13 protein-coding genes are annotated in these 15,138 nt (G+C 56.8%); 4 read left to right on the forward strand and 9 right to left on the reverse strand.

Annotated elements, in window-relative coordinates; genetic code table 11:
* Window positions 1-34: 34 nt before the first annotated feature.
* Entirely contained in the window at window positions 35-910 is an 876-nt protein-coding gene (locus CHB79_RS03020; RefSeq protein WP_089358840.1) for a DUF6685 family protein, read from the reverse strand.
* 129 nt (window positions 911-1,039) lie between these two features.
* Between CHB79_RS03020 and CHB79_RS03025 the strand changes: the two genes are divergently transcribed.
* Both CHB79_RS03025 and CHB79_RS03030 read left to right on the forward strand, forming a co-directional pair.
* On the forward strand, window positions 1,040-1,261 hold the full coding sequence (locus CHB79_RS03025; RefSeq protein ID WP_010483080.1) for a DUF2835 domain-containing protein: 222 nt from the start codon (window positions 1,040-1,042) through the stop codon (window positions 1,259-1,261).
* 158 nt (window positions 1,262-1,419) lie between these two features.
* A complete protein-coding gene (locus CHB79_RS03030; protein WP_010483081.1) occupies window positions 1,420-2,445 on the forward strand; it encodes a quinone-dependent dihydroorotate dehydrogenase in 1,026 nt (341 codons plus the stop codon).
* A gap of 84 nt (window positions 2,446-2,529) precedes the next feature.
* Here CHB79_RS03030 and rmf read toward each other — a convergent pair whose 3' ends face one another.
* Window positions 2,530-2,745, reverse strand: a complete 216-nt coding sequence (gene rmf, locus CHB79_RS03035; protein WP_010483083.1) for a ribosome modulation factor — start codon at window positions 2,743-2,745, stop codon at window positions 2,530-2,532.
* Window positions 2,746-3,171: 426 nt separating this feature from the next.
* Here rmf and rlmKL point away from each other — a divergent pair, with 426 nt between their 5' ends.
* Window positions 3,172-5,418 carry a bifunctional 23S rRNA (guanine(2069)-N(7))-methyltransferase RlmK/23S rRNA (guanine(2445)-N(2))-methyltransferase RlmL gene (gene rlmKL / locus CHB79_RS03040; protein ID WP_089358841.1) on the forward strand — a complete coding sequence of 749 codons (2,247 nt, stop codon included), beginning with the start codon at window positions 3,172-3,174 and terminating at the stop codon, window positions 5,416-5,418.
* Window positions 5,419-5,518: 100 nt separating this feature from the next.
* Here the strand turns inward: rlmKL and dacB are convergent, their stop codons facing one another.
* Window positions 5,519-6,961: a D-alanyl-D-alanine carboxypeptidase/D-alanyl-D-alanine endopeptidase gene (dacB, locus tag CHB79_RS03045; protein WP_089358842.1), complete on the reverse strand. Its 1,443-nt coding sequence runs from the start codon at window positions 6,959-6,961 to the stop codon at window positions 5,519-5,521.
* 241 nt (window positions 6,962-7,202) lie between these two features.
* Between dacB and CHB79_RS03050 the strand changes: the two genes are divergently transcribed.
* Window positions 7,203-7,544: a YggL family protein gene (locus tag CHB79_RS03050; RefSeq protein WP_010483086.1), complete on the forward strand. Its 342-nt coding sequence runs from the start codon at window positions 7,203-7,205 to the stop codon at window positions 7,542-7,544.
* 79 nt (window positions 7,545-7,623) lie between these two features.
* Here the strand turns inward: CHB79_RS03050 and CHB79_RS03055 are convergent, their stop codons facing one another.
* From CHB79_RS03055 to CHB79_RS03080, 6 genes are all read right to left on the reverse strand, one after another.
* On the reverse strand, window positions 7,624-10,581 hold the full coding sequence (locus CHB79_RS03055) for an HD domain-containing phosphohydrolase (protein WP_089358843.1): 2,958 nt from the start codon (window positions 10,579-10,581) through the stop codon (window positions 7,624-7,626).
* Window positions 10,582-10,677: 96 nt separating this feature from the next.
* The gene (locus tag CHB79_RS03060; RefSeq protein ID WP_010483088.1) at window positions 10,678-11,682 is read right to left on the reverse strand and encodes an FUSC family protein; all 1,005 of its coding nucleotides are present in this window, start codon (window positions 11,680-11,682) and stop codon (window positions 10,678-10,680) included.
* Window positions 11,683-11,736: 54 nt separating this feature from the next.
* The gene (locus tag CHB79_RS03065; protein WP_089358844.1) at window positions 11,737-13,068 is read right to left on the reverse strand and encodes a deoxyguanosinetriphosphate triphosphohydrolase; all 1,332 of its coding nucleotides are present in this window, start codon (window positions 13,066-13,068) and stop codon (window positions 11,737-11,739) included.
* Between the two features lie 98 nt (window positions 13,069-13,166).
* Entirely contained in the window at window positions 13,167-14,327 is a 1,161-nt protein-coding gene (locus tag CHB79_RS03070) for an EAL domain-containing protein (protein ID WP_089358845.1), read from the reverse strand.
* 95 nt (window positions 14,328-14,422) lie between these two features.
* Window positions 14,423-14,749, reverse strand: coding sequence for a hypothetical protein (locus CHB79_RS03075; protein ID WP_089358846.1), 327 nt, complete (start codon window positions 14,747-14,749; stop codon window positions 14,423-14,425).
* Entirely contained in the window at window positions 14,746-15,129 is a 384-nt protein-coding gene (locus CHB79_RS03080) for a phage holin family protein (RefSeq protein WP_089358847.1), read from the reverse strand. The genes CHB79_RS03075 and CHB79_RS03080 overlap by 4 nt, the downstream gene beginning before the upstream one ends.
* Window positions 15,130-15,138 lie beyond the last annotated feature (9 nt).

The following is a 15,138-nucleotide window of genomic DNA, read 5'->3' on the forward strand; positions in this document are numbered from 1 at the left end:
GGCGCCGGTCAACAGGGCTTGGCGGGTGGCGGTGTCAACCCGTGGCAATTTTTTGCAGGTGTGCTGCCACGTCAGTGGCGCCGGCGATCAACAAGCCTTCACCCAGGGCGCAAGCCTGCGCCGATTGCTTGGGCAGCAGGAGTATTTCAGTCGCGCCAGAGCGGCCATTGAAGGCCAGTCGCGAGTAGGGCACTTCAAGTAGCAGCGCCATGAAACCGGCATCACTCCAGGCCGCGGCAGGCATGGCCAGCACATGGTAGTGCAGGTTTAATTGCTGCAAGCCTTCGCTGTCTAGTTGATAGCTGGTCATCAGGATGGGCATGCTGACTTCCAGTTCGCGTCGCCTGGCATAGACAATGGCGCTGGCAAACGCATCGCCGTTGCTGTCACCGCCCCAGAACAGGCGTGTGCCATGCCAGCTGGCTTGCTGCAGCTGGACTGTCTCCGCAGCGAGAAAGCGCGGCAGTGCAAGGCTGATGGTTTTGACGAAGTCCTTGTAGCTGATGATTCGTGCCTGGCGGCAGAAGTCCGTGGCAGCAAGCTGTTCAAGGCTGATTAGGCGCGAATGCTCCGATGGGCAATGGGCAAGGCCATCAACCTTGCGCAGGTCGAATCTGTCCTCGCTGTGTTGTTGAGTCTTGACGACCTTGAGCAGCATTGATCGCGCATGGGCCTTGTCTTCCTGCACGGGGCCGGATAACGCACTTCGCGGCAGGTCGAGCAGATAGTGCCAGGGGATGCCGTGCTCCCAACTGATGGTGGACTCGCGTTTGGGGATATCATTGAACGCGAGCTTTAATTCACTGGCGCGCTCCAGAATTTGTCGCGGGCCACGACCAATCAGGCCCAAGCGCTGGGCGAGGGCAGTGAGACGAGAGCTGATGCTGCTGTTTGGGGCGTGCGGGCTCATAGCCGGTTACATACTCTGTGTGCGCCAGAGCCAGTGTGGCAGACTCGCCGGCTTGCTGCACGCAAAACGCAGTGTTGTCCGGGGGCGCTGGGCCGCGCTTGTATCAATAGCATTACTAAAGGAGCCTCCATGCCTAGCTTGCTGCTGGATATAGCGCTTTCCAGGCAAACACTTCAACTGTATTACCAAGGTGATGCAAGTCGTCTTGTGCTGACAAGTCGCGAGGGGCGGCGGGTCAACATGCCGATCCATCACTTGCGTCCCTTTGTCACCCACTTGGGCGTCAATGGTGTATTTGAAATCGAATTCAATGAATTCGGCAAGCTGCTCAGTTTACGTCGTTTGAGCTGAGACACCAGAGTTAGAGGCTGTGAATTGGATTTTCCTGGCCCGTTGGCCAGGTTGTGCAGCCGCTTCACGGGCTGGCTTTGGTTGATGGTTCCTCGCTGTGCCCCTGGTCTGTATAATCACCGCCTTTCCAACTCTGATAAATCGAGCTGAGCCTGCCCATGTATAACTTGGCCCGCGAGCTGCTGTTTAAGCTTTCCGCTGAAACCTCCCACGAACTGTCTATTGACCTGATTGGTTCTGGTGGCCGCCTGGGTCTCAACGGCTTGCTGACCAAGGCGCCTGCCAGCTTGCCGGTCAATGTCATGGGGTTGCAGTTTGCCAACCCGGTGGGGCTGGCGGCTGGCCTGGACAAGAATGGAGATGCCATCGACGGTTTCGCGCAACTGGGCTTTGGTTTTGTCGAGATTGGCACCGTGACCCCGCGTGCGCAGCCTGGCAACCCCAAGCCGCGCTTGTTTCGTCTACCCGAGGCCGAGGGCATCATCAATCGCATGGGGTTCAACAACCATGGCGTTGATCATCTCCTGGCTCGTGTACAGGCGGCAAAATACAAAGGCGTCCTGGGCATCAATATCGGCAAGAACTTTGACACCCCGGTCGAGCGGGCTGTTGATGACTACCTGATCTGCCTGGACAAGGTTTATCGCCACGCCAGCTATGTCACAGTCAATGTGAGTTCACCAAACACGCCGGGGCTGCGCAGCTTGCAGTTCGGCGACTCGCTCAAGCAGTTGCTCGAAGCGTTGCGTCAGCGCCAGGAAGACCTGGCCCAGATACATGGCAAGCGCGTGCCCTTGGCGATCAAGATTGCTCCAGACATGACCGATGAGGAAACCGTGCAGGTGGCCCAGGCGCTGGTTGAGACAGGTATGGATGCGGTTATCGCAACCAACACCACACTCTCGCGCGAAGGGGTCAAGGGTCTCGAACATGCCGATCAGGCTGGAGGTTTGTCTGGTGCGCCGGTACGCGAGCAGAGCACGCATATCGTCAAGGTGTTGGCGACTGAACTGGCGGGGCGCTTGCCGATTATCGCCGTGGGCGGTATCACCGAGGGCAAGCATGCCGCCGAGAAGATCGCTGCAGGTGCAAGCCTGGTGCAGATTTATTCAGGCTTTATTTATAAAGGCCCTGCGCTGATTCGTGAGGCAGTGGATGCCATCGCGGGGTTGCCGCAAAAATGAAAAGGGCTCCTTGAATAGGAGCCCCTTGGGCTTAGCCCGACGCCCGGCTGGGGCGCACTTTATTGTGTCGGTTATGTCCTGGAATTAACCGACCGCATGAAGTTCGTTGAGTCTATGGATACCGGCAGTGCCTGTTAAACCGTCCCAGTTGTCTCCGCGGCCCTCTCGCCAGCCGTTTAACCAAGCTTGGCGAACTGAGGCAAGGGTGAATGGACAGAGCTCTCGTGATTTACCATGAATACCGTACTGATAGCCGCGTAAAAAAGCTTTTTCTAAAGGATCACGCTTAAGTCTTCTCATAGGGTGTTGCCCTCACTTGTTGACTGTTATGTCCTGTAGATCTCATGGCGAGATCAGGCAGAAAGGTCTGCCGATGGAGTCCGCTGCCGGCGTCGCGAGCCTCCTGTGTTGTCGCCGTTGCGGCGATAACCTAGGTAGATTTCTAACCAATGCGTGGGCCTGTGTGAATGATCGTTTTGTCATAAGGGCGTAACAGTTTTGATGGTATGGCCATAAGGCATCTTGGCCCGATCATTGGTTTGTTGATACGGCACAGGCCGGGCGGGGCTTTGCCGATGCTTTACTGGTAATCTGCCATCGCGAACTGGTCGCGATTGCAACTGTTATTTATTCCGACGAAGGGTCGCGCTGAGACTTTTTGTCACTTATTTTGGCTGTGCACATCTGTTTGCCTGCCACTAACGGCGTTAGCCACTGGAAATTCTCATGTCGGATCGTTACGAACTCTTCCTCACGTGCCCAAAAGGTCTTGAAGGGTTGCTCCTTGAAGAGGCCAGCACACTGGGCCTGGAAGAGGTGCGCGAACACACTTCAGCCGTTCGCGGCTTTGCCCAAATCGAAACCGCCTATCGCTTGTGCCTCTGGTCCCGCCTGGCTAACCGGGTGCTATTGGTGCTCAAACGCTTTCCAGTCAAAGATGCCCAGAGCCTGTATGAAGGCGTACTGGAAGTTGACTGGTACGAGCACATGGAGCCAAACGGTACATTGGCCGTTGAGTTCAGCGGCAATGGCTCGGGCATTGATAACACCCATTTCGGTGCGCTGAAGGTCAAGGACGCGATTGTCGATAAGCTGCGCCAGAAAGACGGGACCCGGCCATCGGTGGACAAGCTCAACCCGGATTTGCGTATTCACCTGCGCCTCGATCGCGGTGAGGCAATCTTGTCGCTCGACCTTTCCGGGCATAGCTTGCACCAGCGTGGCTATCGTTTGCAGCAAGGTGCTGCGCCGCTCAAGGAAAACCTCGCAGCCGCCGTGTTGATCCGCGCTGGCTGGCCGCGCATTGCCGCCGAAGGCGGCGCCCTGGCTGACCCCATGTGCGGTGTTGGTACGTTTTTGGTCGAAGCGGCAATGATGGCCGCTGATGTGGCGCCGAACCTGACCCGTGAGCAATGGGGCTTTAGCAAATGGCTGGGCCACGTGCCGGCGATTTGGAAGAAATTGCAAGCCGAAGCGCAGGAGCGCGCCGACATTGGCATGGCCAAACCACCATTGTGGATACGCGGCTACGAGGCCGATCCACGCTTGATTCAGCCAGCCAAGAACAACATCGATCGGGCAGGCCTGAGTCACTGGATCAAGGTCTACCAGGGCGAGGTGGCCACTTTCGAGCCGCGCCCCGATCAGAACCAGAAAGGCTTGGTCATCTGTAACCCGCCCTACGGCGAACGCCTGGGTGACGAAGCCAGCCTGTTGTATCTCTACCAGAACCTTGGCGAGCGCCTGCGCCAGGCCTGCATGGGCTGGGAAGCAGCGGTATTTACCGGTGCGCCGGACCTGGGCAAGCGCATGGGTATCCGCAGCCACAAGCAATACGCATTCTGGAACGGGGCATTGCCGTGCAAGCTGTTGTTGATCAAGGTCCAGCCTGAGCAGTTTGTTACCGGCGAGCGGCGTACACCCGAGCAGCGTGAGCGCGAGCGTGAACAAAACGAGTTGGTCGCCAGCGCTGCACCGGTCGTCGCAGCCAAGTCCGCAGCACCTGCTGCCGTGCCGGTGGAGCAGGCGCGATTGAGCGAAGGCGGGCAGATGTTTGCCAATCGCCTGCAAAAGAACCTCAAGCAACTGGGCAAGTGGGCACGTAAGGAAGCAGTGCAGTGTTACCGCCTGTACGATGCCGATATGCCTGAGTACGCGCTGGCTGTCGATCTCTATGGCGACTGGGTGCATGTGCAGGAATATGCCGCGCCACGCTCCATCGAGCCAGAGAAGGCCCAGGCGCGGCTGTTTGATGCGCTTGCCGCTATACCGCAGGCGTTGAATGTTGACAAGAGCAAGGTCGTGATCAAGCGCCGCGAGCGCCAGAGCGGTACCAAGCAGTACCAGCGCCAGAGTACCCAGGGCCAGTTCATGGAGGTCAACGAGGGCGGGGTCAAGTTGCTGGTCAACCTGACCGACTACCTCGATACCGGCTTGTTTCTCGATCACCGGCCACTGCGCTTGCGCATTCAGCGCGAGGCCGCAGGCAAGCGCTTCCTCAACCTGTATTGCTACACAGCGACAGCTTCGGTCCATGCGGCCAAGGGCGGTGCTCGGAGCACCACAAGTGTTGATTTGTCCAAGACTTACCTGGATTGGGCGCGACGCAACCTGTCGCTCAACGGCTTTTCTGACAAGAACAAACTCGAGCAGGGCGATGTCATGGCCTGGCTGGCCGAGGATCGCAACGAATACGAGTTGATCTTCATTGATCCGCCGACCTTCTCCAACTCCAAGCGCATGGAAGGCATCTTCGATATTCAACGTGACCATGTGGCTTTGCTGGATCTGGCAATGGCGCGCCTGGCCAGTGGTGGCGTGCTGTATTTCTCCAACAACTTCCGCAAGTTTGTTCTCGATGAGACCCTGGCGGCGCGTTACCAGGTTGAAGAAATCACGGCCTCGACCCTTGACCCGGACTTTGCCCGCAATAGCAAGATTCACCGCGCCTGGCGTATCACAGCTCGCGGTTAGGGTTGTTTATCGACGACATGCAAAAAGGCCACGCTTAGCGTGGCCTTTTTGCATGTCTTGCCTGGCGCTTGAGGCTAGGCTTTGGCTGTATTGCCAACACCTAGCGTGATGGCTGCTTTTGCAGTTCGAGCAGTACCCGGTCGAGCACGGATGACGCGCCCCAGGGTTTTGGATCATTGATGATTGCCACCACCGCCCAGCTCTTGCCCTTGTTGTCGCGGCTGAAGCCTGCAATCGCGCGCACGTTGTTCAAGGTCCCGGTCTTGATATGCGCTTCACCGGCCATCGGCGTGTTGCGCAGGCGCTTGCGCATGGTACCGTCGCGACCAGCCAGGGGCATCGAGCTGATGAACTCTGCGGCGTAAGGACTGTTCCAGGCTGCTTGCAGGATCTTCGACATTTCACGGGCACTGACACGTTCGGCACGTGACAGGCCAGAACCGTTTTCCATCACCAGTTGTGATGCGGTAATACCCTTGCGGGCGAGCCAGGCGCGGATTACCCGCTGTGCGGCCTTGGCGTCGTCAGCGTCGGCGCTGGTACGGAACTTGGCTCCGATACTGAGGAACAACTGACGCGCCATGGTGTTGTTGCTGTACTTGTTGATGTCGCGGATGATCTCCGCCAGGTCAGGCGAGTAGGCGCGACTCAGCAAGCGGGCCTTGCTCGGTACCGGCGCCTGGCGGTCCTGGCCATCGATACTGCCGCCCAGTTCCTTCCACAATGCGCGCACCGTACCTGCGGCATAGTTGGGCTGGTCGAGCAGGGATATGTAGCTCTGCGTGGTGCAGCCATCAGCCAGCTTGCCTTGCGCGGTTACCGTGAAGCCGGTCGCGGTGGGCGTTGGGGTAAAGCGAATACCGTCGCGCCATGACGGGCACTTGCCGGATTTAAGCGCTGTTACCTGGTTATCGACGCGCACATTGGCGATTGGCGGCTCGGTGGTAATTTGCACCCGGCCGCTTTCGGAGTGAGCAATAAAGCGCAGCGCCTTGAAGTTGATCAACAGCGCATCAGGGGCCACCAGGTAGGGCTTGTAGCTGTCGCCCGAATCATCGTTGAACGGAGGCAGTTGCGGCTGGATGAAATAGCTGCGATCAAGCACCAGGTCACCGGTAATGCGCTTGATGCCATTGGCACGCAGGTCACGCAGCAGCAACCACAGCTTCTCCATGTTCATCTTGGGGTCGCCACCCCCCTTGAAATACAGGTTGCCCTTGAGTACGCCATTACTCAGGGTACCGTCGGTGTAAAAGCTGGTCGCCCATTGGTAATTCGGGCCGAGCAACTCCAGTGCGGCGAAGGTGGTGATCAACTTCATGGTCGAGGCCGGGTTAACCGAAACATCAGCGTTGTAATAGGTGCTGTTACCTGGACCGTTAAGCGGGATGGTGACGAGGGAAAAAGATTTCGGACTGACCTTGTTAGCTTTAAGCGCCTGCTCAACCTTGGCCGGAATAGTGGCGTTGACGGCGGCATACAGAGGTAAAGAAAGAGGTAGTAACAAACTGACAATGGCTAACTGGCGCAGTTGTTTGATCATGATTTACGCCCCCTGGGCGTAGCTGAAAAGTGACTTGTAATCTGCGAGATACTGCTGCGATCTATGTTTCATACATGACACATTATGCCGCAAGCATAGGTTTGTGCGAAATATGTGAACAAGATTGCACATCAATTTAGTGTTTTAAGGTAGGTCGGTAGTCGATGAGTTGCAGAGTTTCGGGCATAAATAGGCTGGAACTGCTAAAGTGCGCGGCGATATCACTTTTGAGGATTGTTTCATGGCTACTAATCGTTCCCGCCGTCTGCGCAAAAAACTCTGCGTCGATGAATTTCAGGAGCTGGGTTTTGAGCTGAACCTGAACTTTAAAGACGATTTGACCGATGAAGTCGTTGACGCTTTCCTTGATCAGTTTCTGAAAGAGGCAATGGAAGGCAACGGTCTTGGTTATGTCGGTGGCGATGACTACGGCCTGGTTTGCCTTGACAAGCGCGGCTCGGTCAGCGAAGAACAGCGCGCCAATGTCGAAGCCTGGCTCAAGGGGCGCTCTGAGCTGGCTGATTTCAATGTCAGCCCATTGCTCGACGTTTGGTACCCGGAAAACCCAATCAACAAGGCTTGAAGCCTGAATCCGGGCGCGCGCAATGCGTGCCCGGTCATTGATTGTGCTGTGCCTGGGTTCGACGCATCGAACCCAGGCCTTAATCAGCAAGTCCCGCCTTGATCAGTACCTGGGCTTCATCCACCTCATCAATCTGTTCCGGCCGCATAAAGCGTTCTGCATACTGCCTATAGATCTTGCCCTGGATAAACAGGCCAAACAGGTCGGGGTCAATGTGCGCGCCTTTACACATGCCAGCCATGATCGCAATCGCCTCTGACAGTGACTTGCCTTTCTTGTAGGGACGATCGACTGCGGTCAGGGCTTCGAAGATATCGGCAATTGCCATCATTCTTGCCGGTAGGCTCATCTCTTCGCGAAGCAAGCGTTTTGGATAACCGGTGCCATCCATTTTTTCATGATGCCCGCCGGCGATTTCAGCTACGTTCTTAAGGTGCTTGGGGAAGGGCAGGTGATCAAGCATGAGTATGGTTTGGACGATGTGGTGGTTGATGATATAGCGCTCTTCGGCGGTCAATGTGCCTCGCGCTATGCTCAGGTTATAGAGTTCGCCACGATTGAACTTGTATTGCGGGACTTCAAGCTTGAAGCCCCAGGGGTTGTTTTCGGCAATCAGCTCACCTGCGGGGCGTTCGACCAAATGCCGGGGCTGATCGGCCAGCAGGTTTTCCAATACGGGAAGCTCGGGTGATGGCGTGCCTTCCATCCGTTGGCTTTCTTCCCATGACAGTCCGAGCCGGTCGTCCAAGGTGCGCCACCATTTTCGTTCTGCGATACGCTGCAGGCGTTGGATATCGGCTTCGGCCATGGCTTCGCCGCCAAGGTTACAGCGTGCAACAAAGCTGAACTCATCATCGAGTTCAGCCAGTAACTGGTCGCGTTCGGCTAACAGGACCCTATCGTCGCCGCCTTCCGCGCGCGCTTGCCAATAACTGATCCAGGCATCGCGCTTGAGGATCTCGAAGCGGCTGCGAATTTCATGGATACGGTCGTACAGGGTTTCAAGCTTGGTCGCTTTGTCGACCACGTACTCAGGTGTGGTGACCTTGCCGCAGTCATGCAGCCACGCCGCAATATGCAGTGCTTCCCACTCTTCTTCGGTGGGGCTGTAGTCGCGAAAGGCCGGGGCCTGGCTCCTGGCCGCAGCCTTGGCCAGCATCATGGTGATTTCCGGCACTCGCTGGCAATGCCCGCCGGTGTAGGGGCTCTTGGCGTCGATTGCGCCGGCAATCAGTTGGATAAAGGCGTCGAGCAGTTGTTTTTGTCGATCCAGCAGGCGTTGGCTTTCAATGCACAGTGCGGCAACCCCGGACACGGCTTCGACAAATGCGACCCGCGCCGGGCTCTGGAACGGGATGTCTGCTTCGGTACCGCTGTCTTTATGCAGCAGCACCAGCACTCCAACAGTATCGCCCTGACGATTATGCAAGCCTGTGGCAACGATATGAGTGCGTGGTGAGTCCATCGCTTGCAGCAGTTTCTGGTAATCGCCCGCCTGGTCAAAACCGATAGAGGCGATGCTGCTTGCACCTCCTCTGACCGGATTTTTCAGCCAATCCGGCATGCGCTCATCGTCGATTGCAAAGCTGCTGATTTGCAGGTCTTCCAGGCTCATTGGCGGGCCGTCGAGGTACAAGCCCTTGGCTTCCAGGTGTTTGCCATCGGCGTCGTTCAGGTAGATCAAGCCGGCGTGCGCCTGGCTGATCCCGGCGGTTTCTTCGAGTACGCGCTCGAGCAGTGCCTCAAAGCGTGTTTCAGCCGAGAGGCTGGCTGCGATCTCAAGGAAGCTGGAGATGGTTTCCTTCATCCGCGCCATCGCCACGGCAAGGAGTTCTATTTCGAGCACTGGCGAGCTGGCGCAGGAGGGATGCTTAAAGTCGAAGCTACGTATCGCTTCTGCTTCACTGACCAGTCCACGCAGCGGCTTGACCAGCAACCGGGACAGGGACCAGCCCAGCGGAATGCACAGCAATAAAATGCCCAGGGTGATTACTGCGCTTATCCAGCGCATCCTATGGGCTTCTGCAAGCAGCTCGTCCTCAGGCGCCATAATGGTCAGGCGCAATCCCTCGGGCCCACCCATGTCCAGCTTCATCTGGGAAACCAGCCAATCGCGCTTATCAAGTTCAATCGAACCCTGGAGCGAACCATCTGGATCTTTTTTGCTGAGGCTGGCGGTTACTGGGCTGAGTTCCGCAAACCTGGCGCGGTGGGCTTTATCGTGCCCCGTAATGAGTTTCGTAATGTCTGGATAGGCAACGGCCAAACCATCCGGGCTGTACAGGGCGACTTCGGTCGAGGGGGTAATCTCGTGCTTGGCAAGTGTTTGTGAAAGGTCAGCCAGGGTGATGTCCGCACCAATAACGCTGCGGCCCATGCTGACCCGCGAAACTGTGGTTCCGACATCGCCGGAGGAGAAGAACACATAGGGCTCGGTGGTAAACATTGCATTGCTATGCATCGCTTCCTGGTACCAGGGCCGGGTTCGCGCATCATAGGACTCGTTGTTAATCTCGCGTTCACCCAGATAGTTGAGCTTGGTATCAAAGTAGAGATGCGTAGCCTTGGTTGGAGCACCTTTGGTGCGCTCTATGCTCCACACCTGAAAGGCAGCATTGTCCGGGGCGTCGAAGATTTTCTTCAGCTTTTCGGTGCGCAGTGGACGCACCATGAAGAAGTCGCCGTCGGTATAGCCCAGGTACAAGGAGGCAAGTTTCGGGTGGTCATTGAGGGCCTGGGCAAACACGGGCAGCATTGACAAGCGTGCGTCGCGGGTTTCGCCCATGTTGCGCTCATCCAGGGCGAGCAGGTTGAGCAGGTTGTCGACTGGGATATAGGTATCGTGCAGATCGCGATCGACTTGATCGCTGATATGTTCGAATAGCTGGAGGCTGCTTGAAAGAATAATTCGGCTGGTTTGCTGATAATTAAAAATACCCAGCACGATACCGGTACTAAGCAGTAGCAAAGTAAATAGAAAACTAATATGGACGTGAAGCGGAAAACGCCTATTTCCGGTTAGTTCACTAACTGTCATGCAGAATTGCTCCCGAAACTGCGGTGATGGCAGAATGAAAGCATAGTGAATAATGAACTATGCGCTAATAGATCTTATAGTTATTTTTCTAGCCTATTACTGATGTGCAGAGGCCCTGTTTTTTATCCTTAGAAGGCCCTTGTTTAGTGCATAAATCAGCATTGCCACTGCAAGCGAAATCGCCACTCCAAACAGGCTGTTAAACAGCCGTTGCGGTGCCAGTTGCCAGTCGAGTGAAAGGCTTTCGACCAGCACCATGAAGCAGACCAATAGCTGCAGTAAGTAAAGCCCATAATGATGGGCCTGGAAGGTTCGGCACAAGACAATCAGCGACAAGGTTGCGCTGACCATGATTAGCGGGTCCTGCAGGCTATAGCCCACCGCAATCATGATTGTCGCAAGCGTGAGGCTGACCAAATGGGGGATCAGCAGGCGTTTGAGGCTGTTGGATAGCTCAAATTGCAAGGTGCCGATCACTATCATGGTCAGCCAATAACCGTGTGGCAGGTTTTTCAGGCTGACGAGCAAGCCGGCCAAGCCGAAGGCCAGGGTGCAACGCAACGCATGCTGGCGCCAGCGTTGTTCCGGCAGCCGTTTGGCATAGCGCTTGAGAACCTTGACGATGCTAATCACACGTGGTGCCTGTGGCCACATGCGTAAGCCATGCACACCACGCAAGCCAAAAGCCAGGAGGGTGACCCAAAGCCCGCCAAGGATAAAAAGCATGGCGATGGCATAGGGGTTATTGAGGTGGCTTCCCGCTGTTTCACCCTGGCCAAGGCACATGCACACCGCCAGCCCCGCACCGAGTTTTCCGGCCTCGGCGCCAAAGCGCTGCAGCCATGCCAGGATAAAGCCAAAGGCTGCAAATACCGCAAAACTCAGGCCCGGATATGCTGCAGCCCAGAACCCCCAGCCAGCGCATACAGCACCGAGGAAAATGATCAGCAGCATGCGCAACATGCCAAGGCGATGCAAAGGATTGATCTGCGCCGCTTGAAAGGCGCCGGCCGATGCCCATAGAAACCCCGGGTGGCCGCTGAACAATCCCAATAGCAATGGTAGGGCGCAGCCCATGCCAGCAATTATCGCCGGTCCCATGGTGGGAGGCCCCGTCAGCCTTTGGCGTGGTGATCTGTGTTCATTTGCCATGGGTTACACCGGACTTGAGCGTCCCGTCATTTCACGGGCCATTTCAGTAGCATAGCTGTCAGTCATGCCCCCGATGAAGTCGATCATGCGTAAAAAGGATGTGTATAGGGGGCCATTTGGATCAGGCGCATTGTTGCCAAGCAAATCCAGGATGCGCCGGTGCTTGAACGAGGGTCTTCGACCGCCATGTTGTTCCAGTGCCGCGCCACAAAAGGCATTGAGGAGGATTTCCAGGGTGGTATAGGCGCCGATTTCATGCAGGGTTTTGCGCTTGTCCTGGAAGATTTTCTGCCGGGCCATATTCTTTGCGCTCTGCACGCAGCGTTTAGCCGGGCCATGCATATGCTCGACAAGATCTCCCTGCAAGGTGCCCGCCAGCAGCGCATCATGCTGCTCGACAAATGCATGGGCGGCTGCATTGGTCAGGTGTTCGATGGCTTTGCCCCGCAGTATTGCAAGCTTGCGTCGGCGCGAGTCATTGGGCCCCAGTTGACGGTAGGTTTGCGGCAGGTCGTCGCCAACCAGATCCAGTAGCACGGCTTCAACTTCACTGTATTCGAGCAGCTCCATTTCCAGGCCGTCTTCGAGATCAATCAAGCCGTAGCAGATATCGTCTGCTGCCTCCATCAGATAAACCAGCGGGTGACGCGCCCAGCGCTGTTCCTCGATTTGCGGCAGTCCGAGCTTGTTGGCAATTTGCTCAAGTAATGGCAGCTCGCTCTGGTAGCAGCCGAACTTGTGTTTCTTGTACCCCTGGGCTTCAGCATGACGAGCCGTCCAGGGGTACTTCAGGTAAGTGCCCAGGGTCGCGTAGGTCAAGCGGGTGCCGCCATCGAACTGGTGGTATTCGAGCTGGGTCAGCACACGAAAACCCTGGGCGTTGCCCTCAAAGCTCAGGAAGTCGCTGCGCTCGATGCTGGTCATGGAGTCAAGCCAGCCACGCCTGGCCGCTTGTTGAAACCAGTGCCGAATGGCGTCTTCGCCAGAATGGCCAAAGGGTGGGTTGCCAATGTCGTGCGCCAAGCAGGCGGATTGCACAACCATGCCCAGGTCGCTGGGTTCGCACCAGTCGGGCAGTTTGTCGCGAATCATCTCGGCCACCCGCATACCCAGTGACCGACCCACGCAGCTGACTTCAAGTGAATGGGTCAGGCGCGTATGGATATGATCGTTGCTGGAAACAGGATGAACCTGGGTTTTGCGACCCAGGCGCCGGAATGCGCCTGAGAAAATGATCCGATCGTGATCTTTGTGGAACGGACTGCGGCCAAGCTCTTCGGCACTATGGGACGGTTTGCCCAGTCGTTCGCGGTTCAACAGTGTTTGCCAGTCCAAGGCAGCTCCTCGCCGTTACGTGGCTAATATCGCTAGCTTCAGGGTAGCAGCGTCTCCCTGCAAGGGGTTAGTCGGAGAAATACTTGCGAGATGCTGATTTAAAAACCAGCGGCGTCTATGTCGACCAGTATCAGCCGGTTGTTATCGATAAATTTCCCGGCGGTCAGGCAATACTGGTTGCTGGTCGCGTCGCGGTAGACCGCTGACAGGATCAAGCGTCGCTCATCCCAACCTTCAGCCAGTAATTGATAGAAGTAAGGTCGCCACGACCAGTTGTGGCCAACATAGCGATTATCGGTGTGCCAGCTTGCGTTACGCCACTCATGGTTGGGGGACAGCTGAGTGCCTTGGCTGTCGCAGATAAAGACGCGTCGCAACCAGGGATAGGCGTCCGGTGCGGGCAGTCGTTCACGACCCTCACTCTTGTGTGCCCACAGGTATAGCTCTGCCATCAGCAGGCTTAGTTGTTGGCGTAATTGCATAAGCTGTGCGCGCTCACGCAGTTTGTGTTTGACGTACTGGTTACGCAGTTGGGCAAAACGCTGGACAAAGGCGTCGGTGGCAAAGAACTCCAGTTCTGGTTTGGCAAACAGGTATCCCTGGACGTAGCGAGCGCCGCACTCCAGGGCAAAGCTGAGCTCTGCTTCGGTTTCAACGCCTTCGGCGATGATCCAGCATCCGGTGCGCTCGGCCATCTGTGCCAGTGCCTTGACAATTTGCTCACTGGGACCGCCAAGCGCTGCGGCCTTGAACAGGCGCATATCAAGCTTGAGGATATCGGGCTGCAAGGCCAGCACTCGATCAAGTTGCGAATAGCCGGCGCCAAAGTCATCAATCGCGACCCTCGCACCAGCTGCCCGATAGGCCGCTACCACGGCTGGCAAGCGCTGGCTGGCGCCGCCCAGTTCGGTGATTTCGAATACCACCCGTTCTGGGGCAACACCACTTCTTTGCAATTGTTTGAGGCTGGGCAGGGGTTGGCCAATGCGCAAACGACTCACCCAGCGTGGGGAGATATTCAGGCTAAGGAACCACTCGCCAGGCGCCTGGTGAAAGCGCTGCAGGGCTTGCTGGCGAATGGTTCGGTCAAGCCTGCGCAAGCCGGGCAGAGGTGTTTTCGGGTCGCTGAACAACGGTCCGGCCGAGTGCAGTTGCCCCTTGCTGTCACGTAACCGTGCAAGCGCTTCAACACCTGCAATCTGCCCGGTGGCAGTGTCGATAAAGGGTTGAAACACAACAGTGGGTTGGCCGTCGAGCACTTAGGCGTCCTTAGCAGTTGGGGCAGCATGCAAGAGCTAAAGCAAGAACGTGGCCAATCTGCAGGGCCGAGGTGCAAAGACTGGATGGCGTGCCGCTAGTGGTTAGCGGGAGGCTGCTGACGGGGAGGGGAGCGGCGCAGCAGCGGCAGGGCAATCAGGGCGATTTTGATCCAGCGCCGCCAATTGCTTTTCTTCAGGCCCAAGCCTGCAAGCAGCACTGCGCCGCCGGTAATCCACAATGATGAATCGCCACCAGCCAACTGGCCGCCGAAGCTCTTGGCCTTGCGCAGTGGTTCGAGCATGACCAGGGTTTCGTGGCGCAGTTCCTGGCGATGCATCTCCAGGCGCATACGTAGCATGGCTTTGCGCAGTTCACGGCGTGATGCATTTACGGGCAGTGGCGGCAAAGGCGTCTGGTTCATGGCAACAATTGCTCGCGGTCGCGTGCAAGCTCTTCAAGGCTTGCACTAAAAGGACTCGGGGCGTTGCGCAGATAATTGATCAGTGTCACCAGGCTGGCAATCAGCGCCACTGAATAAAATACACACAAGCCAATAATCACAGGGATACGGTAATCATCCCAGAAGCAGATCAACAGGGTTGCCGACAATCCTATTACCAGCAGCAAGCCAAAAACCAGGCTCAAGCTGGTGAGCAGCAGAAGGTGAACTGCGTGGGCCTGCTGCTCCTTGAGCTCTTCTCCGAACAGCGCAACATGGCCCTGCAGGAGCCCCAGCAGGGCTCCTGCAAATCTGCGGGGTGAAGGATTGTTCCCGGCACTGGGCTGTGATCTGGCTTCCATGTAAAGAGA

Source organism: Pseudomonas segetis (genome assembly GCF_900188155.1).
Taxonomy (GTDB): Bacteria; Pseudomonadota; Gammaproteobacteria; order Pseudomonadales; family Pseudomonadaceae; genus Aquipseudomonas; species Aquipseudomonas segetis.

Excerpts from the sequence above, each read along its gene's own strand:
- rmf (WP_010483083.1), bottom strand. The coding sequence starts at position 2,745 with ATGAGAAGACTTAAGCGTGATCCTTTAGAAAAAGCTTTTTTACGCGGC.
- CHB79_RS03055 (WP_089358843.1), bottom strand. The coding sequence starts at position 10,581 with ATGACAGTTAGTGAACTAACCGGAAATAGGCGTTTTCCGCTTCACGTC.
- CHB79_RS03020 (WP_089358840.1), bottom strand. The coding sequence starts at position 910 with ATGAGCCCGCACGCCCCAAACAGCAGCATCAGCTCTCGTCTCACTGCC.
- CHB79_RS03050 (WP_010483086.1), top strand. The coding sequence starts at position 7,203 with ATGGCTACTAATCGTTCCCGCCGTCTGCGCAAAAAACTCTGCGTCGAT.
- rlmKL (WP_089358841.1), top strand. The coding sequence starts at position 3,172 with ATGTCGGATCGTTACGAACTCTTCCTCACGTGCCCAAAAGGTCTTGAA.
- CHB79_RS03025 (WP_010483080.1), top strand. The coding sequence starts at position 1,040 with ATGCCTAGCTTGCTGCTGGATATAGCGCTTTCCAGGCAAACACTTCAA.
- CHB79_RS03080 (WP_089358847.1), bottom strand. The coding sequence starts at position 15,129 with ATGGAAGCCAGATCACAGCCCAGTGCCGGGAACAATCCTTCACCCCGC.
- CHB79_RS03060 (WP_010483088.1), bottom strand. The coding sequence starts at position 11,682 with ATGGGACCGGCGATAATTGCTGGCATGGGCTGCGCCCTACCATTGCTA.
- CHB79_RS03030 (WP_010483081.1), top strand. The coding sequence starts at position 1,420 with ATGTATAACTTGGCCCGCGAGCTGCTGTTTAAGCTTTCCGCTGAAACC.
- CHB79_RS03075 (WP_089358846.1), bottom strand. The coding sequence starts at position 14,749 with ATGAACCAGACGCCTTTGCCGCCACTGCCCGTAAATGCATCACGCCGT.
- dacB (WP_089358842.1), bottom strand. The coding sequence starts at position 6,961 with ATGATCAAACAACTGCGCCAGTTAGCCATTGTCAGTTTGTTACTACCT.